Source organism: Enterobacter cloacae complex sp. P18RS, assembly GCF_014982105.1.
GTDB lineage: Bacteria > Pseudomonadota > Gammaproteobacteria > Enterobacterales > Enterobacteriaceae > Enterobacter > Enterobacter hormaechei_C.
On record NZ_JADCKV010000025.1, the window covers coordinates 95,698 to 121,908 of the forward strand.

General features: G+C 55.0%; 22 protein-coding genes. 10 read left to right on the plus strand and 12 right to left on the minus strand.

Annotated features, from left to right (window positions below; all coding sequences use genetic code 11):
• Nucleotides 1–48: 48 nt before the first annotated feature.
• The 4 genes from lpdA to pdhR all read right to left on the minus strand — a co-directional run bounded on the left by lpdA (nucleotide 49) and on the right by pdhR (nucleotide 7,110).
• Nucleotides 49–1,473 carry a dihydrolipoyl dehydrogenase gene (gene lpdA, locus INF61_RS18770; protein ID WP_003856313.1) on the minus strand — a complete coding sequence of 475 codons (1,425 nt, stop codon included), beginning with the start codon at nucleotides 1,471–1,473 and terminating at the stop codon, nucleotides 49–51.
• 175 nt (nucleotides 1,474–1,648) lie between these two features.
• Nucleotides 1,649–3,544 (minus strand): pyruvate dehydrogenase complex dihydrolipoyllysine-residue acetyltransferase, encoded by a 1,896-nt coding sequence (gene aceF / locus INF61_RS18775; protein WP_047062348.1) that lies wholly within the window; start codon nucleotides 3,542–3,544, stop codon nucleotides 1,649–1,651.
• A gap of 14 nt (nucleotides 3,545–3,558) precedes the next feature.
• On the minus strand, nucleotides 3,559–6,222 hold the full coding sequence (gene aceE / locus INF61_RS18780; RefSeq protein ID WP_003856315.1) for a pyruvate dehydrogenase (acetyl-transferring), homodimeric type: 2,664 nt from the start codon (nucleotides 6,220–6,222) through the stop codon (nucleotides 3,559–3,561).
• Between the two features lie 123 nt (nucleotides 6,223–6,345).
• Nucleotides 6,346–7,110 carry a pyruvate dehydrogenase complex transcriptional repressor PdhR gene (pdhR, locus tag INF61_RS18785; protein ID WP_015572686.1) on the minus strand — a complete coding sequence of 255 codons (765 nt, stop codon included), beginning with the start codon at nucleotides 7,108–7,110 and terminating at the stop codon, nucleotides 6,346–6,348.
• Nucleotides 7,111–7,647: 537 nt separating this feature from the next.
• On the opposite strand from pdhR, the gene aroP reads away from it, so the two are divergent.
• The 3 genes from aroP to INF61_RS18800 all read left to right on the plus strand — a co-directional run bounded on the left by aroP (nucleotide 7,648) and on the right by INF61_RS18800 (nucleotide 11,541).
• Nucleotides 7,648–9,018, plus strand: coding sequence for an aromatic amino acid transporter AroP (gene aroP, locus INF61_RS18790; RefSeq protein ID WP_193547998.1), 1,371 nt, complete (start codon nucleotides 7,648–7,650; stop codon nucleotides 9,016–9,018).
• 164 nt (nucleotides 9,019–9,182) lie between these two features.
• The gene (locus INF61_RS18795) at nucleotides 9,183–10,580 is read left to right on the plus strand and encodes a glycoside-pentoside-hexuronide (GPH):cation symporter (protein WP_047718814.1); all 1,398 of its coding nucleotides are present in this window, start codon (nucleotides 9,183–9,185) and stop codon (nucleotides 10,578–10,580) included.
• Between the two features lie 10 nt (nucleotides 10,581–10,590).
• A complete protein-coding gene (locus INF61_RS18800; protein ID WP_033486449.1) occupies nucleotides 10,591–11,541 on the plus strand; it encodes a family 43 glycosylhydrolase in 951 nt (316 codons plus the stop codon).
• Between the two features lie 18 nt (nucleotides 11,542–11,559).
• Here the strand turns inward: INF61_RS18800 and ampE are convergent, their stop codons facing one another.
• Nucleotides 11,560–12,414: a beta-lactamase regulator AmpE gene (gene ampE / locus INF61_RS18805; protein WP_003856320.1), complete on the minus strand. Its 855-nt coding sequence runs from the start codon at nucleotides 12,412–12,414 to the stop codon at nucleotides 11,560–11,562.
• Nucleotides 12,411–12,974 carry a 1,6-anhydro-N-acetylmuramyl-L-alanine amidase AmpD gene (gene ampD, locus INF61_RS18810; protein ID WP_017694507.1) on the minus strand — a complete coding sequence of 188 codons (564 nt, stop codon included), beginning with the start codon at nucleotides 12,972–12,974 and terminating at the stop codon, nucleotides 12,411–12,413. The genes ampE and ampD overlap by 4 nt, the downstream gene beginning before the upstream one ends.
• 87 nt (nucleotides 12,975–13,061) lie before the next feature.
• Between ampD and nadC the strand changes: the two genes are divergently transcribed.
• The 4 genes from nadC (at nucleotide 13,062) to hofC (ending at nucleotide 17,133) form a co-directional block, all read left to right on the plus strand.
• Nucleotides 13,062–13,955: a carboxylating nicotinate-nucleotide diphosphorylase gene (nadC, locus tag INF61_RS18815; protein ID WP_015572681.1), complete on the plus strand. Its 894-nt coding sequence runs from the start codon at nucleotides 13,062–13,064 to the stop codon at nucleotides 13,953–13,955.
• Nucleotides 13,956–14,129: 174 nt separating this feature from the next.
• Nucleotides 14,130–14,567 carry a prepilin peptidase-dependent pilin gene (gene ppdD, locus INF61_RS18820; protein ID WP_015572680.1) on the plus strand — a complete coding sequence of 146 codons (438 nt, stop codon included), beginning with the start codon at nucleotides 14,130–14,132 and terminating at the stop codon, nucleotides 14,565–14,567.
• A 12-nt stretch (nucleotides 14,568–14,579) separates the two neighbouring features.
• Nucleotides 14,580–15,959 carry a type II secretion system protein GspE gene (gene gspE, locus INF61_RS18825; RefSeq protein ID WP_015572679.1) on the plus strand — a complete coding sequence of 460 codons (1,380 nt, stop codon included), beginning with the start codon at nucleotides 14,580–14,582 and terminating at the stop codon, nucleotides 15,957–15,959.
• Entirely contained in the window at nucleotides 15,949–17,133 is a 1,185-nt protein-coding gene (hofC, locus tag INF61_RS18830) for a protein transport protein HofC (RefSeq protein WP_045350067.1), read from the plus strand. The genes gspE and hofC overlap by 11 nt, the downstream gene beginning before the upstream one ends.
• Before the next feature lie 33 nt (nucleotides 17,134–17,166).
• Here the strand turns inward: hofC and INF61_RS18835 are convergent, their stop codons facing one another.
• Nucleotides 17,167–18,210, minus strand: coding sequence for a GMP reductase (locus tag INF61_RS18835; protein ID WP_017383777.1), 1,044 nt, complete (start codon nucleotides 18,208–18,210; stop codon nucleotides 17,167–17,169).
• A gap of 228 nt (nucleotides 18,211–18,438) precedes the next feature.
• Between INF61_RS18835 and coaE the strand changes: the two genes are divergently transcribed.
• The 3 genes from coaE to yacG are packed head-to-tail and all read left to right on the plus strand — an operon-like array spanning nucleotide 18,439 to nucleotide 20,006.
• Nucleotides 18,439–19,059, plus strand: coding sequence for a dephospho-CoA kinase (gene coaE, locus INF61_RS18840; protein WP_193547999.1), 621 nt, complete (start codon nucleotides 18,439–18,441; stop codon nucleotides 19,057–19,059).
• Nucleotides 19,059–19,802 (plus strand): cell division protein ZapD, encoded by a 744-nt coding sequence (gene zapD, locus INF61_RS18845; protein ID WP_017383779.1) that lies wholly within the window; start codon nucleotides 19,059–19,061, stop codon nucleotides 19,800–19,802. Before coaE ends, zapD begins: the two co-directional genes overlap by 1 nt.
• Before the next feature lie 9 nt (nucleotides 19,803–19,811).
• Nucleotides 19,812–20,006, plus strand: coding sequence for a DNA gyrase inhibitor YacG (gene yacG, locus INF61_RS18850; protein ID WP_015572675.1), 195 nt, complete (start codon nucleotides 19,812–19,814; stop codon nucleotides 20,004–20,006).
• A 34-nt stretch (nucleotides 20,007–20,040) separates the two neighbouring features.
• Here the strand turns inward: yacG and mutT are convergent, their stop codons facing one another.
• The 5 genes from mutT to ftsZ form a co-directional block, all read right to left on the minus strand.
• On the minus strand, nucleotides 20,041–20,433 hold the full coding sequence (gene mutT / locus INF61_RS18855) for an 8-oxo-dGTP diphosphatase MutT (protein WP_193548001.1): 393 nt from the start codon (nucleotides 20,431–20,433) through the stop codon (nucleotides 20,041–20,043).
• Between the two features lie 57 nt (nucleotides 20,434–20,490).
• Entirely contained in the window at nucleotides 20,491–23,196 is a 2,706-nt protein-coding gene (secA, locus tag INF61_RS18860; RefSeq protein WP_015572673.1) for a preprotein translocase subunit SecA, read from the minus strand.
• Between the two features lie 58 nt (nucleotides 23,197–23,254).
• A complete protein-coding gene (gene secM / locus INF61_RS18865) occupies nucleotides 23,255–23,758 on the minus strand; it encodes a secA translation cis-regulator SecM (RefSeq protein WP_032103219.1) in 504 nt (167 codons plus the stop codon).
• Nucleotides 23,759–24,038: 280 nt separating this feature from the next.
• Nucleotides 24,039–24,956: a UDP-3-O-acyl-N-acetylglucosamine deacetylase gene (gene lpxC / locus INF61_RS18870; protein ID WP_003856337.1), complete on the minus strand. Its 918-nt coding sequence runs from the start codon at nucleotides 24,954–24,956 to the stop codon at nucleotides 24,039–24,041.
• A 101-nt stretch (nucleotides 24,957–25,057) separates the two neighbouring features.
• Nucleotides 25,058–26,209, minus strand: coding sequence for a cell division protein FtsZ (ftsZ, locus tag INF61_RS18875; RefSeq protein ID WP_003856338.1), 1,152 nt, complete (start codon nucleotides 26,207–26,209; stop codon nucleotides 25,058–25,060).
• Nucleotides 26,210–26,211 lie beyond the last annotated feature (2 nt).

Genomic DNA, 26,211 nt, shown 5'->3' on the forward strand with positions numbered 1-26,211 from the left:
GGCGCATAAAAAAAGCGGCCTGAGGCCGCTTTTTTCATCTGAAGAAACTTATTTCTTCTTCGCTTTCGCGTTTGGCAGGTCGGTGATGCTACCTTCAAACACTTCTGCCGCCAGGCCCACGGACTCGTGCAGAGTCGGGTGAGCGTGGATGGTCAGCGCGATGTCTTCCGCGTCACAGCCCATTTCGATAGCCAGACCGATTTCACCCAGCAGCTCGCCGCCGTTGGTACCGACAATCGCACCACCGATCACGCGGTGAGTCTCTTTGTCGAAGATCAGTTTGGTCATACCGTCTGCGCAGTCGGATGCGATAGCACGGCCAGAAGCAGCCCACGGGAAGGTGGCGGTTTCGTAGCTGATGCCTTTCTCTTTCGCTTCTTTCTCAGTCAGACCGACCCATGCCACTTCTGGCTCGGTGTAGGCGATAGATGGGATCACTTTCGGATCGAAGTAGTGCTTCATGCCGGCGATAACTTCAGCGGCAACGTGACCCTCGTGAACACCTTTGTGCGCCAGCATTGGCTGACCGACGATATCGCCGATAGCAAAGATGTGCGGCACGTTGGTGCGCAGCTGTTTGTCAACGCGGATGAAGCCACGGTCGTCCACTTCCACGCCAGCTTTGCCCGCGTCGAGGTTTTTACCGTTCGGCACACGACCGATAGCCACCAGCACGGCGTCGTAACGCTGTGGTTCGGATGGGGCTTTTTTGCCTTCCATGGAAACGTAAATACCGTCTTCTTTCGCTTCAACGGCAGTCACTTTGGTTTCCAGCATCAGGTTGAATTTCTTGCTGATGCGTTTGGTGAAGACTTTAACGATGTCTTTGTCGGCAGCCGGGATAACCTGGTCGAACATTTCAACCACGTCGATCTCTGAACCCAGCGCATGGTACACGGTACCCATTTCCAGACCGATGATACCGCCGCCCATAACCAGCAGGCGCTTAGGAACGGTTTTCAGCTCCAGCGCATCGGTGGAATCCCACACGCGTGGATCTTCATGTGGAATGAATGGCAGTTCGATTGGGCGAGAGCCTGCCGCGATGATCGCGTTGTCGAAGTTAATCACGGTTTTGCCGTTTTCGCCTTCCACTTCCAGGGTGTTCGCACCGGTGAATTTACCCAGACCGTTTACCACTTTCACTTTACGGCCTTTGGCCATACCCGCCAGACCGCCGGTCAGCTGAGTGATAACTTTCTCTTTCCAGGTACGAATTTTGTCGATGTCGGTTTTCGGCTCGCCGAAGACGATACCGTGTTCAGCCAGCGCTTTGGCTTCTTCGATAACTTTCGCTACGTGCAGCAGCGCTTTAGAAGGGATACAGCCGACGTTCAGACAAACACCGCCGAGGGTGCTGTAACGTTCTACGATGACGGTTTCCAGACCTAAATCCGCGGCGCGAAATGCTGCGGAGTAACCTGCCGGGCCTGCCCCAAGTACTACGACCTGAGTTTTGATTTCTGTGCTCATCATGACCTCTTAATGTATACCCGTCGTCCACCGGGTCGTTCTATCCGCCCGTATTTTACAAAATTGTTAACAATTTTGAAACAACAAACGGCTCACGAATTATCGCTTTCACCAATAACCTCAAAAACCCCATGAGATTATCAGAAAAAAGCCGGCCGACTGGCCGGCTTTTCGATTACATCACCAGGCGGCGAATGTCGCTCAGCATGTTGTTGATGATGGTGATGAAACGCGCACCATCAGCCCCGTCGATCACGCGGTGGTCGAAGGACAGAGAGATTGGCATCATCAGACGCGGCACGAACTCTTTGCCATTCCATACCGGCTCCATCGCGGACTTGGACACACCGAGGATAGCCACTTCCGGCGCGTTCACAATCGGCGCGAAGTGGGTGGTACCCAGGCCGCCGATGCTGGAGATAGTGAAGCAGCCGCCCTGCATTTCGCCGGCAGTCAGCTTACCATCACGCGCTTTTTTGGAGATGGTGGTCAGTTCACGGGACAGCTCAGTGACGCTCTTCTTGTTCACGTCTTTGAAGACCGGAACAACCAGACCATTTGGCGTATCAACCGCAACACCGATGTTGATGTACTTCTTCAGCGTCAGCTTCTGGCCGTCTTCGGACAGGGAGCTGTTGAAGCGAGGCATCTGCTCAAGGGCAGCGGCAACCGCTTTCATGATGAAGACCACTGGAGTGAACTTCACGTCCAGCTTACGCTTCTCAGCTTCGGCGTTCTGCTGTTTACGGAACGCTTCCAGATCGGTGATATCGGTCTTATCGAAGTGGGTAACGTGCGGGATCATTACCCAGTTACGGCTCAGGTTAGCACCCGAGATTTTCTGGATACGGCCCAGTTCCACTTCTTCGATTTCACCGAACTTGCTGAAGTCCACTTTCGGCCATGGCAGCATGCCCGGGATACCGCCACCGGCAGCAGCAGGTGCAGCTTCGGCGCGTTTCACCGCGTCTTTCACGTAAGCCTGAACGTCTTCGCGCAGGATACGGCCTTTACGGCCAGTGCCCTTCACTTTCGCCAGGTTCACACCGAATTCGCGCGCCAGGCGACGAATCAGCGGAGTCGCGTGGACGTAAGCGTCGTTTTCAGCGAACTCAGATTTTTCTGCTTTAGCAGCAGGGGCAGCAGCCGGTTTAGCAGCCTGAGCCGGTGCAGCAGCCGGTGCCGGAGCAGCCACGGCAGCTGGAGCGGCGGCAGGTGCTGCGCCTTCCACTTCGAAGACCATGATCAGAGAGCCGGTAGATACTTTGTCGCCGGTGCTGATTTTGATCTCTTTAACGGTACCCGCGAACGGCGCAGGGACTTCCATAGAAGCCTTGTCGCCTTCAACGGTGATCAGTGACTGTTCAGCGGCAACTTTGTCGCCCACTTTTACCATCACTTCGGTCACTTCAACTTCGTCACCGCCGATGTCCGGTACGTTAACGTCTTTCACGCCGCCAGCAGCCGCTGGTGCAGCAGCCGGAGCCGGAGCAGCTTCCGCTTTCGCTGGAGCCGCAGCGCCTTCAGCGCCCGCCACTTCGAAAATCATGATCAGGGAACCTGTAGACACTTTGTCGCCGGTGTTGATCTTGATCTCTTTAACGGTACCCGCGAACGGTGCCGGCACTTCCATAGAGGCTTTGTCGCCTTCTACGGTGATCAGTGACTGCTCGGCCGCAACGGTATCGCCCACTTTCACCAGGATTTCAGTGACTTCAACTTCGTCACCGCCGATGTCAGGCACGTTCACTTCTTTCGCTGCCGCGGCCGCTGCTGGAGCAGCAGCAGGTGCTGCTTCTTTCTTCTCTTCCTGCGCAGGTGCAGCAGCTGCTGCACCGTCGGCGGAATCGAAAATCATGATCAGTTTACCGGTCTCGGTTTTATCGCCAACAGAGACTTTGATCTCTTTAACGATGCCAGCCTGAGGAGACGGGACTTCCATAGAAGCTTTGTCGCCTTCTACGGTGATCAGCGACTGTTCAGCTTCAACTTTGTCGCCCACTTTGACCAGGATCTCGGTGATTTCAACTTCATCAGCCCCGATGTCCGGTACATTGATTTCGATAGCCATTATTCTTTTACCTCTTACGCCAGACGCGGGTTAACTTTATCTGCATCGATGTTGAATTTGGTAATTGCGTCTGCAACCACTTTCTTATCGATTTCGCCACGTTTAGCCAGTTCGCCCAGTGCTGCTACTACCACGTAGGAAGCATCAACTTCGAAGTGGTGACGCAGGTTTTCGCGGCTGTCAGAACGACCGAAGCCGTCAGTACCCAGTACGCGATAATCATCAGCTGGAACGTAAGTACGAACCTGCTCAGCGAACAGTTTCATATAGTCAGTAGACGCCACCGCTGGCGCGTCGTTCATCACCTGAGCGATGTACGGAACGCGTGGGGTTTCCATTGGGTGCAGCATGTTCCAGCGCTCACAATCCTGGCCATCACGCGCCAGTTCAGTGAAGGAGGTAACAGAGTACACATCGGAACCCACACCGTAGTCTTTCGCCAGGATCTGCGCTGCTTCACGAACGTGACGCAGGATAGAACCGGAGCCCAGCAGCTGAACTTTACCTTTGCTACCTTCGATGGTTTCGAGTTTGTAGATACCTTTACGGATACCTTCCTCGGCACCTGCTGGCATTGCCGGCATGTGGTAGTTTTCGTTCAGGGTGGTGATGTAGTAGTAAATATTCTCTTGCGCTTCACCGTACATGCGCTGCAAGCCGTCATGCATGATGACTGCCACTTCGTACGCGTAAGACGGGTCGTAAGAGATACAGTTAGGGATAGTCAGAGACTGAATGTGGCTGTGACCATCTTCGTGCTGTAGACCTTCACCGTTCAGGGTCGTACGACCAGAAGTACCACCGATCAGGAAGCCGCGAGCCTGCTGGTCGCCTGCCTGCCAGCACAGGTCACCGATACGCTGGAACCCGAACATGGAGTAGTAGATGTAGAACGGGATCATCGGCAGGTTATTGGTGCTGTAAGAAGTCGCAGCAGCCAGCCAGGATGCGCCTGCACCCAGTTCGTTGATACCTTCCTGAAGGATCTGACCTTTCTCGTCTTCTTTGTAGTATGCAACCTGCTCACGGTCCTGCGGGGTGTACTGCTGACCGTTCGGGCTGTAGATACCGATCTGACGGAACAGACCTTCCATACCGAAAGTACGCGCTTCGTCGGCGATGATTGGAACCAGACGATCTTTGATCGACTTGTTCTTCAGCATCACGTTCAGGGCACGAACGAAAGCGATAGTGGTAGAGATCTCTTTGTTCTGCTCTTCCAGCAGCTGAGAGAAATCTTCCAGCGCTGGCAGTTCCAGCTTCTCGGTGAAGTTAGGCTGACGAGCAGGCAGGTAGCCTTTCAGCGCCTGACGACGTTCGTGCAGGTACTTGTGCTCTTCAGAACCTTCCGGGAAGGTGATGTAAGACAGTTTTTCTACCTGCTCATCGGTCACTGGAACGTTGAAACGATCGCGGATATAACGCACGCCGTCCATGTTCATTTTCTTAACCTGGTGAGCGATGTTTTTACCTTCTGCGGTATCACCCATGCCGTAACCTTTAATGGTGTGGGCCAGGATCACAGTCGCTTTACCTTTGGTTTCACGCGCTTTTTTCAGTGCAGCGTAAACTTTCTTCGGATCGTGACCACCGCGGTTCAGCGCCCAGATCTGCTCGTCAGTCCAGTCTGCAACCAGGGCTGCGGTTTCAGGATATTTGCCGAAGAAGTGCTCACGAACGTAGGCACCGTCTTTGGATTTGAAGGTCTGGTAGTCGCCGTCAACGGTTTCGTTCATCAGCTGGATCAGTTTACCGCTGGTGTCTTTGCGCAGCAGCTCATCCCAACGACCGCCCCACATCACTTTGATCACGTTCCAGCCAGCACCTGCGAAGATGCCTTCCAGTTCGTTGATGATCTTGCCGTTACCGGTTACCGGACCATCCAGACGTTGCAGGTTACAGTTGATGATGAAGCACAGGTTGTCCAGCTTCTCACGGGTCGCGATGGTGATCGCGCCTTTAGATTCTGGCTCATCCATTTCACCGTCGCCCAGGAAGGCGTAAACGGTCTGCTCAGAGGTGTCTTTCAGACCACGGTGTTCCAGGTACTTCAGGAATTTAGCCTGATAGATCGCACCGATTGGACCCAGACCCATAGATACGGTCGGGAACTGCCAGAACTCAGGCATCAGTTTAGGGTGCGGGTAAGAAGACAGACCCTTACCGTGAACTTCCTGACGGAAGTTGTTCATCTGCTCTTCAGTCAGACGACCTTCCAGGAAGGCACGTGCATAGATGCCCGGAGAGATGTGGCCCTGGAAGTACACCAGATCGCCGCCATCTTTCTCGTTAGCTGCACGGAAGAAGTGGTTGAAGCACACTTCGTAAATGGTCGCAGAAGACTGGAAGGACGCCATGTGGCCACCCAGTTCCAGGTCTTTCTTGGATGCGCGCAGAACGGTCATGATGGCGTTCCAGCGGATAGCAGAACGGATACGGCGTTCCAGATCCAGATTGCCCGGGTATTCCGGTTCGTCTTCGACGGCAATCGTGTTTACGTAGTTGCTAGCCCCTGCACCTGAAGCCACTTTCACGCCGCCTTTGCGTGCTTCTGAAAGCAGCTGATCAATCAGATACTGAGCGCGCTCAACACCTTCTTCACGGATGACCGATTCGATCGCCTGTAGCCAGTCGCGAGTTTCGATCGGATCCACGTCATTTTGGAGACGTTCTGACATGGGGGTATTCCTTATCTATCTAATACGTTGATTTGTCTGGAACCTGTCCCATTGTATTTTCGCCAGAAAACACAATAAGACAGGTTCTGCGTTTAGTTGCCGCGCTCTAAAAGTACCTGGCGCTTAATCCTTTCGTTGCTGTATGCGGCGTAATGAACGTTCGCGACGCGATTGTTCACGGCTGCGGTCCAGCAAGATTTCCTCAATGAAAGCCAGATGGCGGTGCGACGCTTCGCGCGCCTGCTCCGGTTCCCCGGCCATTATCGCCTCGAATACTCGGGTGCGATGGTTGCTTACCAGCGGGAGCATCTCCCGACGGGCATACAACAATTCAAAATTCTGACGAACGTTCTGGGCCAGCATCGGCTCCATGCAGCGTAGCAGATGGAGGAGCACCACGTTGTGCGCCGCTTCGGTGACGGCAATTTGATACTGGACGACGGCATTGGACTCGGCGTCTAAATCGCCGGACTGCTGTGCCCGTTCAATGGCCTGATGCAGCTCGCGAATACGTACGCGGTCTTCATCAGTGCTGCGAAGGGCGGCGTAATAAGCCGCGATACCTTCCAGCGCGTGACGGGTCTCAAGCAGATCAAACTGGGATTCTGGGTGGTCAGAGAGAAGTTCTACCAGCGGGTCGCTGAAGCTCTGCCACAGGCTGTTTTGCACAAAGGTTCCGCCACCCTGGCGACGGAGCAACAGGCCCTTTGCTTCGAGACGTTGAATCGCCTCACGCAGAGAGGGGCGTGAAACGTCGAACTGTTTTGCCAGCTCGCGTTCTGGCGGGAGCTTCTCGCCCGGGCGCAGTGTCCCTTCGAGAATCAAAAACTCCAGCTGCTGCTCAATCACATCGGAAAGTTTTGGTTGGCGAATTTTGCTGTAGGCCATATTCCCTGTCTTACGCCTTTTTGCCCGGAGTCAATTGGTCTTACCAATTTCATGTTCGTATCGCTAAAGTAACAAAGTATTCACCTTCTGTCCATATTGGTTTTGATTGAAATCAGTAAACCCGGCACATTTTAACAACCTTACAGAACTAACGTTTCAGGAATGTAACTTTGCACAAATGAAATGGTTACTACCAAAGAGGCAGTTTTAACCATAATGAAACGAGGGTTTTTGCAATCTGAAGCGATTCAACAAGGCAAAAAATGAAAATTCGCCCTCTTCTGACGCATTTCTATTCTATAGGTTGGGGTATGAGGGGTTAACGTACCGATTTACAATTGGTTTCTTTTTATTCAAGTCGTCTTCATCCCTTCATAAAGCAGGTGCATTCGCTGGCACTTACCACTATTCTTGCGCTAACGGAAGCCATCTCCGCTTTTTTCGGTATCGTTAACCGTAAAGAAATAAATACAGAATATGGACTTTCATAATTACACACGCACAGCGTGAACATAACAACCACACACGAGGTTTCAAATGGAAGCTCAACAGCATGGCGATCAGCTAAAGCGCGGCCTTAAAAACCGCCATATACAGCTCATCGCCCTGGGCGGTGCTATTGGTACTGGCCTGTTTCTGGGCAGTGCATCGGTTATCCAGTCGGCCGGTCCGGGCATTATTCTGGGGTACGCGATTGCGGGTTTTATTGCATTTCTGATTATGCGCCAGTTAGGTGAAATGGTTGTTGAGGAGCCGGTCGCAGGCTCATTCAGCCACTTCGCCTATAAATACTGGGGCAGCTTCGCAGGTTTCGCCTCGGGGTGGAACTACTGGGCTCTGTACGTTCTGGTTGCCATGGCCGAGCTGACCGCCGTTGGGAAATACATTCAGTTCTGGTACCCGGAGATCCCCACCTGGGCGTCTGCGGCGGCCTTCTTCGTCATTATCAATGCCATTAACCTGACCAACGTAAAAGTGTTTGGTGAGATGGAGTTCTGGTTTGCCATCATCAAAGTGATTGCCGTTGTAGCGATGATCATCTTCGGCGGCTGGCTGCTGTTCAGCGGCAACGGCGGTCCACAGGCCACCGTGCGCAACCTTTGGGAGCAAGGCGGGTTCCTGCCGCACGGCATGACCGGTCTGGTGATGATGATGGCAATTATCATGTTCTCCTTCGGCGGTCTGGAGCTGGTGGGCATCACCGCCGCGGAAGCCGACAACCCGGAGCAGAGCATCCCGAAAGCCACTAACCAGGTTATCTACCGTATTCTGATCTTCTATGTGGGCTCCCTGGCGGTCCTGCTCTCCCTGCTGCCATGGACGCGCGTGACGGCGGATACCAGCCCGTTTGTGCTCATCTTCCACGAGCTGGGCGACACCTTCGTGGCGAACGCGCTCAACGTCGTGGTGCTGACCGCCGCGCTCTCCGTTTATAACAGCTGCGTTTACTGCAACAGCCGTATGCTGTTCGGCCTGGCGCAACAGGGCAACGCACCGAAAGCGCTGCTTACCGTTGATAAGCGTGGCGTACCGGTTAATACCATCATCGTGTCGGCGGTCGTGACGGCGCTGTGCGTTCTGATTAACTACCTGGCACCGGAATCTGCCTTCGGTCTGCTGATGGCGCTGGTGGTTTCCGCGCTGGTGATTAACTGGGCGATGATTAGCCTCGCGCACATCAAGTTCCGCCGCGCCAAGCACCAGCAGGGCGTAACCACGCGCTTCCCTGCCCTGCTCTATCCGCTGGGGAACTGGGTTTGCCTGCTGTTCATGGCAGCTGTGCTGGTCATCATGCTCATCACCCCAGGCATGGCGATTTCCGTCTACCTGATCCCGGTCTGGATTGCGATCCTCGGCGTGGGTTATATGGTGAAACAGAAAAATGCCAAAACGGTGAAAGCGCACTAAGTGTTTTCTCGCTGTACTCGCGGTTGCGGGTACAGCGTCTTGTTACCTTCCTCACAAATTCGCGCCTACAGCAAAATCCTCCATATCACCGCCTTTATATTGCAACGCATATATTCGTTTGCCAGCGAATAATTCTCTCCATACCGAAACCCGGAGAGCTGTCGATGAATAACAACAAACTGTCAGTAAAAGAAAAGATCGGCTATGGCATGGGTGACGCCGGATGCAACATTATCTTTGGCGCCATCATGTTATTTGTTAACTACTTTTATACGGATATTTTTGGTCTGGCTCCTGCACTGGTTGGCGTTTTACTCCTGTCCGTACGCGTCATTGATGCCATCACGGACCCAATTATGGGCGCGATTGCCGACCGTACCCGCAGCAAATATGGCCGGTTTCGTCCATGGCTGCTGTGGATTGCCTTCCCCTATGCGCTGTTCAGCATTCTGATGTTCACCACGCCGGAGTGGAGCTATAACAGCAAAGTTATCTATGCCTTTGTCACCTACTTCCTGCTGTCGCTGACCTATACGGCTATCAACATTCCCTACTGCTCGCTGGGCGGCGTGATCACCAACGATCCGAAAGAGCGCGTTGCCTGCCAGTCCTACCGTTTTGTTATGGTTGGTATCGCCACTCTGCTGCTGTCGCTAACGCTCCTGCCGATGGCCGACTGGTTCGGTGGGGATAACAAAGCCAAAGGCTACCAGATGGCGATGACCGTGCTGGCGCTGATTGGTACCTGCATGTTCCTGTTCTGCTTCGCCACGGTGCGCGAGCGCGTGCGTCCGGCAGTGCAAACCCATGACGAACTGAAAAACGACCTGAAAGACGTGTGGAAGAATGACCAGTGGGTGCGGATCCTGCTGTTAACCCTGTGCAACGTCTGCCCTGGCTTTATCCGCATGGCGGCCACCATGTATTACGTCACCTGGGTCATGGGGCAAAGCACCCATTTCGCCACGCTGTTTATCAGCCTGGGCGTGGTCGGCATGATGTTCGGCAGTATGCTGGCGAAAGTGCTGACCGACCGCTGGTGTAAGCTGAAGGTCTTCTTCTGGACCAACATCGTGCTGGCGATTTTCTCCTGCGCCTTTTACTTCTTCGACCCGAAAGCGACGACAACCATTGTCGTGCTCTACTTCCTGCTGAACATTCTGCACCAGATCCCGTCACCGCTGCACTGGTCGCTGATGGCCGACGTGGACGACTACGGTGAATGGAAAACCGGGAAACGCATCACCGGGATCAGCTTCTCCGGCAACATCTTCTTCCTGAAGCTGGGTCTGGCGATTGCCGGGGCAATGGTCGGCTTCCTGCTCTCCTGGTACGGCTACGACGCGGGCGCAAAAGCGCAGAGCGCGGACGCCATCAACGGGATCGTGCTGCTGTTTACCGTCATTCCCGGCATTGGATACTTAATTACCGCGGGCGTAGTACGTCTGCTGAAAGTGGACCGTGAGACCATGAAGCAGATCCAGTCCGATCTGGAAAAGCGTCGCACCAACTATCGCGAGCTGAACGATTATCAGGAACTCAAAGCCGCTGAGACTAAATAAGGAAAGCCGAATGCAAACCTGGCCAAACCCGTTTATTGAACAACGCGCCGACCCGTATATCCTGCGTCACGATGGGCAATATTACTTTATCGCCTCCGTACCGGAGTACGATCGGCTGGCGATCCGCCGCGCGGACTCGCTGGAAGGTTTACGCGATGCCGAAGAGGTGATTGTCTGGCGCAAGCCCGACACCGGCCCGATGAGCCAGCTGATCTGGGCGCCGGAGCTGCATCATATCGACGGCAGGTGGTACATCTATTTTGCCGCCACGCATACCCAGGCGCTTGATCAGCTCGGGATGTTCCAGCATCGCATGTTCGCCATTGAATGCGCAGATCGCGATCCGCTCACCGGTACGTGGGTGGAAAAAGGGCAAATCAAAACCCCGTTTGACACCTTCGCGCTGGATGCCACCACCTTTGTTCATCAGGGTAAACGCTGGTATCTGTGGGCACAAAAAGCCCCGGATATTTCCGGTAACTCCAATCTTTACCTGTGTGAAATGGAAAATCCGTGGACGCTGAAAGGCGAGCCGGTGATGCTCAGTAAACCGGAATATGACTGGGAGTGCCGTGGGTTCTGGGTCAACGAAGGCCCGGCGGTGCTGTTCCATGGCGATAAGCTGTTTATCAGCTATTCCGCCAGCGCCACCGACGAGAACTACTGCATGGGATTACTGTGGGCAGACCTGAATGCCGATCCGCAAAACCCGGCTAACTGGCATAAATCCCCACGCCCGGTGTTCGTCACCAGCTACGAAAACCGTCAGTATGGGCCAGGCCATAACAGCTTTACGCAGACGCCGGAAGGCGAAGATGTGCTGGTCTACCACGCGCGAAACTACACTGAAATTGAAGGCGATCCGCTTTACGATCCCAATCGCCATACTCGCCTGAAACTCGTCCGCTGGAACGAAAACGGGATGCCTGACTTCGGCATCCCGCCCGCGGATACGCCGTAACGGCTTCGGCGCGCTGGCTCAGACCAGCGTGCCGTAAATCGTTAGCAGCGCCACAATCACCACCACCACAAAGGATGTTTTCTTCGCCATCGAGACGGCAGCTTTTGGCGTTGCGACTTTATCCGTGTGCGGCTCACGCGCCAGCGAGAACTGTGCCAGTCGGGTTAAAACCTGATACTGCGAGGTATGGCGGTCTGCAAGGGAGACAAACCACGCGGGCAGCGCCTTTTCACCGTGACCGATGAGGGCATAGACCACGCCTACCAGACGCACCGGAAGCCAGTCGAGCACGTGCAGGATGGCATCAATGCCGGACTGTAGACGTTCATGCGGCGTAAGATAGCGGGCAAGCCAGGTCTGCCAGGCGCGCAGGAACGCATAACCCATCAGCAGTACCGGCCCCCAGGGTCCGCCCACCACGAACCAGAACAGCGGCGCCAGGTAGTAACGGAAGTTAATCCACAGCAGCGCGTTTTGCAGCTCCCGCAGAAACTCGCGTTCATCGCAATCCGGCGGTACGCCGTGGATCATCGTCAACTCGCTCGCCATCGCGCCGCGCGCGTGGGCATCGTCCCGGGAAGCGGCTTTCAGATACGCGTGATAGTGCAAACGCACCTTGCCCGCGCCAATACACAGCACGCCGAGCAGGATCCACACCACCAGCAGCGGCACGTTGAAAAAGAGGCCGTAAAGCGAGCGCAGCAACAGGAACGTAATCGCCATCACGCCTGCCGCCATCAGCAGCGTGCGCAGCATGGAAAAATGCCTGATGCGGCGGAATAACACCTCCAGCCGGTGATCCAGATGCCAGTGCTCGCCGAGCTTAAACAGGCGTTCAGCGATCATAACCAGCAGCATGGTAAACAACGTCATGTTATCTCCTTATCTGACGACGTGGTAAGCATGGCGTGAAACCGGGACCAGTCAAACGCCGGGCCGGGGTCGGTTTTTCTTTCCGGGGCGATGTCGCTGTGCCCTGTAATATTGTCTGCAATGGCGGGATAGCGCCCGATTAACGTTTGCGTTACAGCAACCAGTTTCTCATATTGCGCATCGGTGTAAGGCGTGGTGTCCGTTCCTTCCAGTTCAATTCCAATAGAGAAATCATTGCACCGCTCGCGCCCCTGATACATCGACACGCCAGCATGCCAGGCTCGCTTATCAAAAGGAACATACTGAACCACTTCGCCATCACGACGGATCAGACAGTGCGCCGATACGCGCAGATGCGCAATCTCAGCAAAGAAGGGGTGGGCATCGGGATCTATCGTTCCAGTGAATAACGCATCGATCCACGGACCGCCAAACTCACCCGGCGGGAGACTAATATTGTGAACCACCAGCAGTGTGGGCTTTTCATCCTCCGGGCGGCAGTCGTGGTGCGGCGACGGTACATGCCGCGCGTCCACCAGCCATCCGTTTTCTAACAACATGCTGGAACTCCTTATCTATGGTGCTGTTACTCGGTTCAGAGTAGCATGTTTCAATATTATGATTCGTTACCAATTTGGAGTTTTATCATGCCGCCTCGCCGCTATAACCCCGACCACCGACGTGACGCGCTTCTGGAACGTATTAATAGTGATATCCCGGCAAGCGTTGCCCATGCCCTGAAAGAAGATCTCGGCGGCGACGTCAGCGCCGATAACGATATTACCGCCCAATTGTTGCCAAAAGAGACACGCTCGCATGCGGTGATCATCACCCGCGAAGCGGGGGTTTTCTGCGGCAAACGCTGGGTTGAGGAGGTCTTTACCCAGCTGGCAGGCGACGAGGTGCAGGTAACATGGCACGTTGAAGACGGTGATGCGGTCACGGCGAATCAGCCACTGTTCGAGCTGGACGGCCCGTCCCGCGTCTTGCTGACCGGTGAACGCACCGCGCTCAATTTTGTGCAAACGCTCTCTGGCGTTGCCAGTGAAGTACGCCGCTACGTTGACCTGCTGGCAGGCACCCGCACGCAGTTGCTGGATACCCGTAAAACCCTGCCGGGCCTGCGCACCGCGCTGAAATACGCGGTACTCTGCGGTGGCGGTGCCAACCATCGTCTGGGGCTATCCGATGCCTTCCTGATCAAAGAGAACCACATTATTGCCTCTGGCTCGGTGCGTCAGGCCGTGGAAAAAGCCTTCTGGCTACATCCGGATGTGCCGGTCGAAGTGGAAGTGGAAACGCTGGAGGAGCTGGACGAGGCCATTAAAGCGGGGGCTGACATCATCATGCTCGATAACTTCGACACGGAGCAGATGCGTGAAGCGGTCAAACGCACAAACGGCCAGGCGCAGCTTGAGGTGTCCGGCAACGTGACGTTCGACACCATCCGCGAATTTGCTGAAACCGGCGTCGATTACATCTCCGTTGGCGCCCTGACCAAGCACGTCCGCGCCCTCGACCTCTCGATGCGCTTCAAATAAATTATCCTCCCCTCTCCGCCCGGAGAGGGGAAATACGAAACCGCTCGCAATTACGCTGTCCTTCTCTGCAACACTGAATCATTTCCCTGAAAGCCCCTTCACGTTCACGCTTTTGTCCCTCGTTTCTGCATGCTGGCACTGCCACAGTAGCGCCACTTAACGTAAGGAGCAGACATGAACAGACAACAAGGATTTACCCTGATTGAGCTAATGGTGGTCATTGGCATTATTGCCATCCTGAGCGCCATTGGCGTTCCGGCCTATCAGAACTACCTGCGAAAAGCGGCGCTCACCGATATGCTGCAAACGTTCATCCCCTACCGCACCGCCATTGAGCTTTGCGCCCTGGATCGTGGTGGTGTGGATAGCTGCGACGCAGGCACCAATGGCATCCCCTCCCCGACAACCACACGTTACGTTTCAGCGATGAGCGTGGCAAAGGGGGCCGTATCGTTAACAGGGCAGGAAAGCCTTAACGGACTTGAAGTGCTCATGACACCGATCTGGAGCGACGGTAACGGTATGACGGGCTGGACGCGTGACTGCAAAATTGCGTCCGACACGGCGCTCAGACAAGCCTGTGAAGATGTTTTCCGCTTCGACAACAACTGACAGGAGTGGACAATGAATACCGAACAGCTAATGACGCTCTGTCAGCGCCATCACGCACTGCTACTCGCAAGCGACACCGATATGATCAGCATTGCGGTGGTGGGTAATCCTGCCTCTGAGCTGATGGAAGCGTTACGCTTCGCCACGCAGAAGCGTATTGATATTGAGTGCTGGACGGCAGAACGGATGGAAAAACGGCTTCAGTCCGTCTCATCATCACACCTGCCGGGCATAGCGCCAAACTCAGCCGCTGACGTGCTCAGTACAACCTTGCAGCAGGCAGTAAACCAGCGGGCTTCTGACATCCATATTGAACCGACGGAGCACGGCTACCAGATCCGTTTGCGAATCGACGGTGTTCTCTACCCGCAACTGCCGATCTCTGCCGCCCTCGGGACGACGCTTGCCGCACGCCTGAAGGTGCTGGGCCAACTGGATATTGCGGAGCGCCGCCTGCCGCAGGACGGCCAGTTTACGGTGGAGCTGGCAAGCGTCCCCGTCTCTTTTCGTATCGCAACCCTTCCCTGTAGTGGTGGAGAAAAAATCGTGCTTCGTCTGCTTCACCAGGTACAGCAGGCACTGGAGCTTGAACAGCTGGGGATGAGCGCAGACCAGCAGGCCCGTTTTGCCGGGGCGCTTAACAGCCCTCAGGGGTTGATTCTGGTCACCGGCCCGACCGGTAGCGGGAAAACGGTGACGCTGTACAGCGCGTTACAGGCGCGAAATACCCCTGACGTCAATATTTGCAGCGTGGAAGATCCCGTTGAAATCCCGCTTGCAGGCTTAAACCAGACGCAGATTAATCCGCGTGCGGGGCTGACCTTCCAGAGCGTGCTGCGTGCCCTGCTCAGGCAGGATCCTGACATCATTATGGTGGGTGAAATTCGTGACGGCGAAACGGCAGAAATTGCCATTAAGGCGGCGCAAACCGGACATCTGGTGCTGTCCACCCTCCATACTAACTCGACGACTGAAACGCTGGTACGGCTGCAACAGATGGGCGTCGCGCGCTGGATGATCTCTTCGGCGCTCTCGATGGTGATTGCCCAGCGACTGGTGCGCCGTTTATGTCCGTACTGCCGACAGGAAGCCAGCCGCCACACCGAATTACCCCGCACGCTGTGGCCCCGGCCGCTTCCTCGCTGGCAACCCACCGGCTGCGATCGCTGCTACCACGGTTTTTATGGTCGCGTAGCCATTTTTGAAGTGCTCGTCATCGACGACACGCTGCGGCAGGCCATCGCCAGCGGAGCAAGCACGGAGGTGATTGGGTCCAGCGCTCGTCAGGCGGGAATGACCTCTTTGTTTGAGCATGGCTGCATGGCCGTAGAGCAAGGGCTGACCACGCTCGAAGAGCTGTTGCGCGTCCTGGGAATGCCCGATGGCTGCTAATTCGCTCTGGCGCTGGCGTGCCCTGAACACCGAGGGGGAGGTGCAAACCGGCACCCTCTGGGCCATCGACCGTGGCGCAGCTTACACGGCTCTGGTGCTTAAACAACTGCACCCGCTGGCGCTGAAACGCTGCCAGCAACGCCACCGATGGCAAGTGCAGCACTGCTACGATATTTTTCGCCAGCTCGCCACGCTGCTACAGGCTGGACTCACGCTATCCCAAAGCCTGCACATGCTGGCGGAACAGCATCCTTTGCAGCACTGGCAGGCGCTGCTGCACAGTCTTGCTGATGACCTGAGCGAAGGTTGCGCCCTGTCAGAGGCCATGAAGAAATGGCCAGAGGTGTTTAGCCCTCTTTATGTCTCAATGGTGAAGACGGGTGAGCTGACGGGTAAGCTCGAAGCCTGCTGCCGTCAGCTTGCGCAGCAACAAAAATCCCAGCAGCAGCTCAGTGCGAAGGTGAAGAAAGCGCTGCGCTATCCGCTGATCATCCTGACGCTGGCCGTTTTCGTGGTGCTGGCGATGGTCACGCTGGTTTTGCCTGAGTTTGCTGCAATCTACAAAACGTTCAACACCCCGCTCCCTTTGCTCACGCAGGCAGTCATGGGGCTGGCGGCCTTGGTTCAGGCGCATATCCTCACCCTTTTGGCCCTGCTCGTGGCAATGGTTGTAATCGCCTGTAAGCTGCGGCGGCATCCACGCTGGCAGTATGTCTTGTTACACGTACCGGTGATGGGCACGCTGACGCGCGGGCAAAAACTGGGACAGATTTTTACCGTGCTGTCATTAACCCAGCAGGCCGGAATTGCCTTTTTACAAGGACTGGAGAGTGTGGAGGAGACCGTTGAGAGGGGCTACTGGCAGGAGAAACTCCGTGAGATACGCAGCGATATCGAACAGGGGATGCCCGTGTGGTCCTCCTTCCAGAAGGCCTCTGTTTTTACGCCACTGTGTATTCAGCTCATTCGCACCGGAGAAGTGTCGGGTTCACTGGATGTGATGCTGATGAATCTGGCCCGCCACCATACGGAACAGACATTTCAGCAGGCAGACAATCTGGCAGCGCTTCTTGAGCCTTTGCTACTGGTCGTGACGGGTCTGATTATTGGCACGCTGGTGGTGGCAATGTATTTGCCGATTTTCCATCTGGGGGATGCAATGAGCGCGGGGTAATGCTGGCGCACGGACGCGCGCCAGCCGTAGCCGTCAGAGGCTATTGAATACGCGGTTTTCCTGCTCCTGAACGCGGATAAACGTCGTGCGTTTCGTCAGCTCTTTCAGGCGGGAAGCACCAACGTAGGTGCAGGCAGAACGCAGACCGCCGAGGATATCGCGCGCCGTGTTTTCGACCGGACCACGCAGTGGCAGCTTAACGGTTTTGCCTTCCGCCGCACGGTATTTCGCGACACCGCCCACGTGACGGGTCATCGCGGATTCAGAGCTCATTCCGTAGAACAGCATGAACTTCTCACCGTTTTCTTCCACCACGGTACCGCCGCTCTCTTCGTGGCCTGCCAGCATGCCGCCGAGCATCACGAAATCCGCGCCGCCGCCGAAGGCTTTCGCGACATCGCCTGGCATGGTGCAGCCACCGTCGCTGATGATCTGGCCGCCCAGACCGTGCGCAGCGTCAGCGCATTCAATTACCGCAGACAGCTGCGGATAACCCACACCGGTTTTCACGCGCGTGGTGCAAACGGACCCCGGGCCAATGCCAACTTTTACAATGTCGGCCCCGGAGAGGATCAGCTCTTCACACATTTCACCGGTCACCACGTTGCCCGCGATGATGGTTTTGGTTGGCCAGGCCTCACGTGCCTTGCTGACGAACTGAACGAAATGCTCGGAATAACCATTTGCCACGTCAATGCAGACAAAATTCAGCGCTGGATTGGCGTTCAGGATCTGTTTGGTTTTCTCGAAATCTGCATCAGAGGTACCGGTCGAGACCATCACATGCTTCACCACGTCAGCCGAGGCGGAGGCGACAAACGCATCCCACTCTTCAGCGCTGTAGTGTTTGTGTACCGCAGTAAGGATGTCGAATTGCGCCAGTGCGGTCGCCATCTCGAAGGTCCCGACGGTATCCATGTTGGCCGCGATAATCGGCACGCCAGACCACGTCTGACCGGAATGCTTAAAGGTGAATTGACGTTCGAGTTCAACGTCTGAGCGACTTTTCAGTGTAGAGCGTTTAGGGCGGATAAGAACGTCTTTGAAACCTAACTTCAGATCTTCTTCGATACGCATGTGCGGATTCCTGGGGTTAGAGGCAAATATATTAAAAGCACAACTCCAGTGACGCTATCATACGCACTAATACCTGCTCCGCAAGACTGCGAAATTCTCTTTTTTTACGCTACAATCCTATAAATTTACCTGGTAAAAAGCGGGTAAAGAGAGCTAAACATTGGCTGTTGTAAGTTTGAATTTTAAACAACTGATTTTAAAACTGAATAATTCCCAGGATCTGATTTAATGGGGTATATCGTCGCATTAACCGGCGGCATCGGTAGTGGTAAAAGCACCGTTGCGCACGCGTTTGCTCGTCTCGGCATCACGATTATCGACGCCGATATCATTGCCCGTCAGGTGGTAGAACCCAATACACCCGCCTTAAACGCCATCGAAGCGCATTTTGGTCGCCGTGTGATACAGGCTGACGGCACCCTGAATCGTCGGCAGCTGCGTGAGTGCATATTTTCCGATCCAGCGGAAAAAGCCTGGCTTAATGCCCTGCTCCACCCCATTATCCACCAGGAAACTCAGCGTCAGATTGCCGCAGCCAGTTCGCCCTATGTGTTGTGGGTGGTCCCGTTACTGGTGGAAAATCAGCTTCAAAATAAAGCAGACAGAACGCTGGTGATTGACGTTTCCCGCGAAACGCAAATCCAGAGAACCATGGCGCGTGACCATGTTTCACGCGAGCATGCTGAACAAATTCTTGCCGCACAGGCCACGCGCGAAGCGCGCCTCGCCGTTGCGGATGATGTTATTGATAATAACGGCGCACCAGATGCTATTGCATCGGATGTTGCTCGTCTGCACGCGCAGTATCTGACCTTCGCCGCGCAGGCCGTTGCACAGGAAAAACCATAATGTCGACTCATATCCTTTTTGAGCACCCGCTTAACGAAAAAATGCGTACCTGGCTACGCATAGAATTTCTTATTCAACAGCTTTCACAACATCTGCCTGTCAACGATCACGCCACCGCGCTGCATTTTTTCCGCAACGTGGGCGATCTGCTGGATGTGATTGAACGCGGCGACGTCCGCACTGAGCTGTTGAAAGAGCTGGAGCGCCAGCAGCGTAAATTACAGGCCTGGGCCGAAGTACCGGGCGTGGATCAAAGTCGAATTGACGCTTTACGCAAGCAGCTGAAAAACAGCAGCACAACCCTGATGGCCGCGCCGCGCGTTGGCCAGTTTTTACGAGAGGATCGTCTGATTGCGCTGGTGCGCCAGCGCCTGAGCATACCGGGCGGATGCTGTAGCTTTGACCTGCCAACGCTGCATATGTGGCTGCACATGCCGCAGGAACAGCGCGATCGCCAGGTGAACAGCTGGCTGGGCAGCCTGGAGCCGATGAATCAGACGTTATCCCTGATCCTCGATCTTGTGCGTAACTCTGCCCCGTTCCGCAAACAAACCAGTCTCAACGGTTTTTATCAGGATAACGGCGACGACGCCGATCTTCTGCGCCTGAATCTGTCTCTTGGCGAGCAGCTTTACCCGCAAATTTCCGGACATAAAAGCCGTTTCGCGATCCGCTTTATGCCGCTGGACAGTGAACATGGCACCGTGCCGGAACGCCTCGATTTTGAACTGGCCTGTTGTTAAGGAGTGCCAATGTCTGACGTAACCACCGTAAACTGCCCAACCTGTGGGAAAACTGTCGTCTGGGGAGACGTAAGTCCATTTCGCCCATTCTGCTGTAAGCGCTGTCAGCTTATAGACCTGGGCGAATGGGCGGCGGAAGAGAAACGCATCCCGAGCGAAGGCGATCTCTCGGATAGCGATGACTGGAGCGAAAACCAGCAGTAACGTTCAAAGCCTGCTGGCGCGTCGCTTAGCAGGCCTACGGTTGTGCGGCCAGCCGGAGGATCACAGGCTCATTGGCAGGCGGGAATTTTTCCGCATCGCTGGCCTGAAGCTCAATCCAGTTACCCGGCTGCCCCTCTTTTCCCCACGGCTCACCTTCCCAGTTTTCAACCAGCCAGAACCACAGCGTGATGTGACGATCCGGAAACTGGTACTCCAGCTTATCGAACAGCGTTGCGCCAAGCGGGGTGATCCCCACCTCTTCCTGAAGCTCACGCACCAGCGCCTGCTCCGGCGTTTCACCTGATTCGATTTTTCCGCCGGGGAATTCCCATTTGTTGGCCATGTGCGCATCGGCGGTACGTTGGGTAATGAAGATCTGATTTTGCGGGTTGCGAATGATCCCGACAGCAATTTGCAGTGTTTTCATCATGTCACTTCCATAAAAAAGGCGCAGATATCTGCGCCTTTTCAGTTTGTTATGTTCTTAGCTCAGACGGCCGTGGCACGCCTTGTATTTTTTGCCGGAACCGCATGGGCACGGATCGTTACGACCGACTTTACGATCGCCCGTCTGCGCTGCGATTGCCGCTGCGGCTTCGCTTTCATCGGTCTGATGGCTCAGCTGCTGCATCTGTGCCAGACGCTCAGCTTCTTCACGACGCTGCTGCTCCATCGCTTCCACTTCTTCCGGCATACGCACCTGAACTTTGCTCAGGGTGCTGATGACTTCATACTTCAGCGACTCCAGCATGGCAGCAAACATGGAGAAGGATTCACGCTTGTACTCCTGCTTCGGATCTTTCTGCGCATAACCACGCAGGTGGATACCCTGACGCAGGTAGTCCATTGCCGCCAGGTGCTCTTTCCACAGGGAGTCCAGGGTCTGCAACATTACGCCTTTCTCGAAGTGACGCATCATCTCTGCGCCAACCACTTCTTCCTTACGCTTGTAGACGTCCAGCGCGGTTTCGTAGATACGCTCGCGAAGGGTCTCTTCGTGCAGCTCAGGCTCTTTGTCCAGCCACTCTTTGATTGGCAGTTCGAGATCGAAGTCGTTTTTCAGACGTTCCTGCAAACCTTCGATATCCCACATCTCTTCCAGAGACTGCGGCGGAATGTGCGCGTCGATAGTGGCTTTGAACACATCTTCGCGAATGCTGTTGATGGTTTCGCTCACGTCGGACACGTCCAGCAGTTCGTTACGCTGGGTGTAGATCGCACGACGCTGGTCGTTGGCAACGTCATCATATTCCAGCAGCTGCTTACGAATATCGAAGTTGCGGCTTTCTACTTTACGCTGGGCGTTCGCAATCGCTTTGGTAACCCACGGGTGCTCGATCGCTTCGCCAGGTTTCATGCCCAGTTTACGCATCATGCCGGACACACGGTCAGAGGCGAAAATACGCATCAGCGCATCTTCCATAGACAGATAGAAGCGGGAAGAACCGGCATCACCCTGACGACCCGCACGACCACGCAGCTGGTTATCGATACGACGGGATTCATGACGCTCTGTACCAATGATGTGCAGACCACCGGATGCCAGCACCGCGTCGTGACGCACCTGCCAGTCGGCTTTGATCTGCGCGATTTGCTCTGGGGTTGGGTTTTCCAGCTCCGCCACTTCGGCCTGCCAGCTACCGCCGAGCATAATATCGGTACCACGACCCGCCATGTTGGTGGCGATGGTTACGGCAGCCGGGTAACCCGCCTGCGCAACGATATCTGCTTCTTTAGCGTGGAACTTGGCGTTCAGAACGTTGTGTTTGATGCCCGCTTTAGTCAGCTCGTTAGATACCACTTCGGATTTCTCGATGGAGATGGTCCCCACCAGTACCGGCTGGCCCTTCGCGGTACGTTCGCGAATATCTTCAATGATCGCCTGAATTTTTTCCGCTTCAGTCATGTATACCAGGTCCGGCATATCCTTACGGATCATCGGACGGTTGGTAGGTACTACCACGGTATCCAGCTTATAGATGGAGCTGAACTCAAACGCTTCGGTATCTGCGGTACCGGTCATCCCCGCCAGCTTCTCGTACAGACGGAAGTAGTTCTGGAAGGTGATGGATGCCAGCGTCTGGTTTTCGTTTTGAATATCCACGCCTTCTTTCGCTTCCACGGCCTGGTGCAGGCCATCGGACCAGCGACGTCCCTGCATAGTACGGCCGGTGTGTTCATCGACGATGATGACTTCGCCGTCTTTAACGATGTAGTCAACGTCGCGGGTGAACAGGGCGTGCGCGCGCAGTGCGGCCGTTACGTGGTGCATCAGCATGATGTTGCTCGGGGAGTACAGAGACTCGCCCTCTTCCATAATGCCTTCAGCCACCAGCAACTCTTCGATTTTCACCAGGCCGCGTTCGGTCAGGTTGACCTGACGCGCTTTTTCATCCACGGAGAAGTGACCTTCCCCCTGGAAAGTATCGGAGTCTTCTTTCTCCTGACGCAGCAGGTGAGGAATGATTTTGTCGACTTTACGGTACATCTCGGAGCTGTCTTCGGCCGGGCCGGAGATGATCAGCGGGGTACGCGCTTCATCGATCAGAATGGAGTCAACCTCATCCACCAGCGCATAGTGCAGTTTACGCTGGACGCGCTCTTCCGGGCTGAACGCCATGTTGTCGCGCAGGTAGTCGAAGCCGTATTCGTTGTTGGTGCCGTAGGTGATATCTGCGTTATAGGCTTCACGCTTGGCAGGTGCCGGCAGGCCGGACATGTTAATGCCTACGGTCATGCCGAGGAATTCGAACAGCGGACGGTTGTTTTCGGCGTCGCGCTGCGCCAGATAGTCGTTGACGGTAACAACGTGAACGCCCTTACCCGTCAGCGCATTCAGGTAAGCCGGCAGCGTTGCCGTCAGGGTTTTACCTTCACCGGTACGCATTTCCGCGATGCAGCGCTCGTTGAGCACCATCCCGCCCAGCAGCTGCACGTCGAAGTGACGCATGCCGAACACGCGTTTACTGGCCTCACGTACAACGGCGAAGGCTTCCGGGATCAGGCTTTCTAAGGTTTCACCTTTCTCCAGACGCGCACGGAACTCCGCGGTTTTCGCTTTCAGCTCATCATCAGTGAGCTTCTCCATCGCCGGTTCCATACCGTTGATGACGTTCACAGCTTTGCGCATGCGGCGCAGGGTACGATCGTTACGACTACCAAAAACTTTGGTTAACAATTTGATTAGCATAATAAATTCTCAAACGCCCCAGTCGGGCAGATAAATTAAGGTATTGAAAAAGGTTAATTTAGCTGAGGCGTTGAGGCCCGGCACGGATGCCGTGAACCTGGCTAATCCATGTCGAAACAGAGAAGGATGCAGGGGAAACAAAATCCGTTTGCGCCGTCTGATTTACGGTCACTGGCGGCTGGTTGTCCTGCGTCAGAAGCGCATTAAGCGTATCGAGCAGGGCAAGATGCTGAGCCTGAACCGGCAGCGTTTCTTCCGCAACAGGCATCGTCTGCGGCGCCATCGCGAATGACAGATGGCGGATAACCGTGCGAATCGCGTGCTGCTGCCAGTAATCAACGGAGAAATTGGGACGGCGGCTGGCTTCAAGCCATGCGAGATTAGTGAAGTTAACCCGTGTGGTGAGATCGTGTTTGGTCGTCGTGGAACGTGCTGGCGTGGCCGCGTCTGCGCTGTTGCTGAGCACAGGCAAGCCGAAACTCGCCGCGACCATCCCCAATAAGAGATGCGGCCAGAAGTAACGTCTGCCAAATTGTCGCCAGCGCGTCAGTATTCCGCTCACTTGCTCCACCACGTTCGCCCGCCAGTGCAGGCTGAGTTCAGTTATTCTTTTTTAGCGCCCAGATATTACCACTAAAGCCAATACACGGCAGCAGGAATGACACCTTGCAGCAGGTAAAAACGGTCAATAATGCAGCGAACACACCGTTATTCGGCACCCGACACAGGCCAGGGGTGAGGGGGACAAATTAAAGAAGGGCAGAAATAAAAACGACTGGCTTCCCTGGTCGGAGAGAGTACCAGGTGAACCAGTCGCTTTTCTTACGAAACGGCTTTAACCGTTACGCCAGGACCATAGTCGGGGCTTTGAACGCCAGCGGCAGTTCAGCTTCGTCTTCGAAGGTCACATATTCCCAGGCTTCCTGTTTTGCCAGGACGGCCTGCAACAGTTTGTTGTTCAGTGCATGACCGGATTTAAACGCGGTAAATGCACCAATGATGTTGTGACCACACATGAAGAGGTCGCCGATCGCGTCCAGCATTTTGTGACGAACAAATTCATCTTCAAAACGCAGGCCGTCTTCGTTCAGTACGCGATAATCGTCAACAACGATGGCACAATCGAAGCTGCCGCCCAGGCACAGGCCGCGGGATTGCAGATATTCGATATCACGCATAAAGCCGAAGGTACGTGCTCGGCTGATCTGACGCATGAACGCATCCGCAGAGAAGTTCATCGCATAGCGCTGGGTGCTGGAGTCAATCGCCGGATGGTTAAAATCGATGGTGAAGTCCAACGAGAAACCATTGTACGGTTTGAATTCAGCCCATTTGTCGCCATCTTCGACGCGAACGGTCTCTTTAATGCGAACAAATTTCTTCGCGCAGTTCAGTTCTTCGATGCCGGCATCCAGCAACAAATAAACGAACGGAGCAGCACTCCCGTCCATGATCGGGATTTCTGGCGCATCGACTTCAACCATAATGTTGTCGATACCCAGACCCGCCAGGGCGGCGTTCAGGTGCTCTACGGTAGAAATCCGCACGTCATGCTCGTTCACCAGACAAGTACAGAGCATAGTATCACGCACAGATTTGGCATCGGCCGGAAAATCTACCGGTGGATTCAAGTCGGTGCGACGATAGATGACCCCGGTATTGGCCGGCGCAGGGCGTAACGTCAGTGTGACTTTCTTGCCGGTATGTAAACCGACACCCGTCGCCTGAACGATACGTTTAAGTGTCCTTTGTTTGATCATCGTATAATCTCGCCAAATTAACTATCCAACCGAGAGTGTATATCACTAACGGTGGGCCAGTTTAGCACAAAGAGCGCAAATCCCCAAATTCCAGCCAATTCTTAGTCAGCTTGCTTACGCAGGAACGCCGGGATATCCAGATAATCTGGCTCTTTTGCCGTTTGTGGAGTCGGGTCGTTCACCACTTTCGCAGCGGGTTTTTGCTCCTGAGTCAGAGGCGCCATACCGTGCTGCTGGTAACGATCCATAACCGGCTGCTGAGTCTGTTTGTTGGTCACCAGGGTGATCTCAGGACGCTTGTCCATACCGATACCGGTGGCCACAACGGTCACACGCAGTTCGTCGTTCATTTCCGGATCAAGGGACGTACCGATAACGACGGTCGCGTTGTCAGAGGCGAACGCACGGATGGTGTTACCCACGGTTTCGAACTCATCCAGACGCAGGTCAAAGCCAGCGGTAATGTTGACCAGCACGCCGCGCGCACCAGACAGATCGATATCTTCCAGCAGTGGAGAAGAGATCGCCATTTCAGCGGCTTCTTCCGCACGGTCTTCGCCGCTCGCCACGCCAGAGCCCATCATCGCGTAGCCCATCTCGGACATCACGGTGCGAACGTCTGCAAAGTCAACGTTCATCAGACCTGGACGGGTAATCAGTTCAGCAATACCCTGAACCGCGCCTTTCAGCACGTCGTTTGCCGCGCCAAAGGCGTCCAGCAGAGAGATACCGCGACCCAGCACTTTCAGCAGCTTGTCGTTCGGGATGGTAATCAGAGAGTCCACGTGCTTGGACAGCTCGGTGATACCCTGCTCCGCGAAAGCCATACGCTTCTTACCTTCAAAGTTGAAAGGCTTGGTCACGACAGCAACGGTCAGAATACCTAAATCTTTAGCGACTTCCGCCACAACGGGTGCTGCACCGGTACCTGTACCGCCGCCCATACCCGCTGCGATGAAGACCATGTCTGCACCGTCCAGTGCAGCGCGCAGCGCTTCACGATCTTCTTCTGCCGCGTTGCGGCCCACTTCCGGGTTAGCCCCTGCTCCCAGACCTTTGGTGATGCCACCACCGATCTGAATCGTCTGGCCAACAGCCGTTTTACGCAGCGCCTGCGCATCGGTGTTCACCGCGAAGAATTCAACACCTTCGATGCGCTCGCGCACCATGTGCTCTACGGCGTTACCGCCGCCGCCACCGACGCCGATGACTTTAATCACCGCGTCGTTGGTTAATTCCATAGGTTCAAACATAA

What these genes read in the sequence shown, in the direction of transcription:
- yacG (WP_015572675.1), top strand. Translation starts at nt 19,812, where the DNA reads ATGTCTGACGTAACCACCGTAAACTGCCCAACCTGTGGGAAAACTGTC.
- aceE (WP_003856315.1), bottom strand. Translation starts at nt 6,222, where the DNA reads ATGTCAGAACGTCTCCAAAATGACGTGGATCCGATCGAAACTCGCGAC.
- zapD (WP_017383779.1), top strand. Translation starts at nt 19,059, where the DNA reads ATGTCGACTCATATCCTTTTTGAGCACCCGCTTAACGAAAAAATGCGT.
- pdhR (WP_015572686.1), bottom strand. Translation starts at nt 7,110, where the DNA reads ATGGCCTACAGCAAAATTCGCCAACCAAAACTTTCCGATGTGATTGAG.
- aroP (WP_193547998.1), top strand. Translation starts at nt 7,648, where the DNA reads ATGGAAGCTCAACAGCATGGCGATCAGCTAAAGCGCGGCCTTAAAAAC.
- aceF (WP_047062348.1), bottom strand. Translation starts at nt 3,544, where the DNA reads ATGGCTATCGAAATCAATGTACCGGACATCGGGGCTGATGAAGTTGAA.
- nadC (WP_015572681.1), top strand. Translation starts at nt 13,062, where the DNA reads ATGCCGCCTCGCCGCTATAACCCCGACCACCGACGTGACGCGCTTCTG.
- ppdD (WP_015572680.1), top strand. Translation starts at nt 14,130, where the DNA reads ATGAACAGACAACAAGGATTTACCCTGATTGAGCTAATGGTGGTCATT.
- hofC (WP_045350067.1), top strand. Translation starts at nt 15,949, where the DNA reads ATGGCTGCTAATTCGCTCTGGCGCTGGCGTGCCCTGAACACCGAGGGG.
- ampD (WP_017694507.1), bottom strand. Translation starts at nt 12,974, where the DNA reads ATGTTGTTAGAAAACGGATGGCTGGTGGACGCGCGGCATGTACCGTCG.
- ampE (WP_003856320.1), bottom strand. Translation starts at nt 12,414, where the DNA reads ATGACGTTGTTTACCATGCTGCTGGTTATGATCGCTGAACGCCTGTTT.
- INF61_RS18835 (WP_017383777.1), bottom strand. Translation starts at nt 18,210, where the DNA reads ATGCGTATCGAAGAAGATCTGAAGTTAGGTTTCAAAGACGTTCTTATC.
- INF61_RS18800 (WP_033486449.1), top strand. Translation starts at nt 10,591, where the DNA reads ATGCAAACCTGGCCAAACCCGTTTATTGAACAACGCGCCGACCCGTAT.
- mutT (WP_193548001.1), bottom strand. Translation starts at nt 20,433, where the DNA reads ATGAAAACACTGCAAATTGCTGTCGGGATCATTCGCAACCCGCAAAAT.
- lpdA (WP_003856313.1), bottom strand. Translation starts at nt 1,473, where the DNA reads ATGAGCACAGAAATCAAAACTCAGGTCGTAGTACTTGGGGCAGGCCCG.
- ftsZ (WP_003856338.1), bottom strand. Translation starts at nt 26,209, where the DNA reads ATGTTTGAACCTATGGAATTAACCAACGACGCGGTGATTAAAGTCATC.
- INF61_RS18795 (WP_047718814.1), top strand. Translation starts at nt 9,183, where the DNA reads ATGAATAACAACAAACTGTCAGTAAAAGAAAAGATCGGCTATGGCATG.
- lpxC (WP_003856337.1), bottom strand. Translation starts at nt 24,956, where the DNA reads ATGATCAAACAAAGGACACTTAAACGTATCGTTCAGGCGACGGGTGTC.
- gspE (WP_015572679.1), top strand. Translation starts at nt 14,580, where the DNA reads ATGAATACCGAACAGCTAATGACGCTCTGTCAGCGCCATCACGCACTG.
- secA (WP_015572673.1), bottom strand. Translation starts at nt 23,196, where the DNA reads ATGCTAATCAAATTGTTAACCAAAGTTTTTGGTAGTCGTAACGATCGT.
- coaE (WP_193547999.1), top strand. Translation starts at nt 18,439, where the DNA reads ATGGGGTATATCGTCGCATTAACCGGCGGCATCGGTAGTGGTAAAAGC.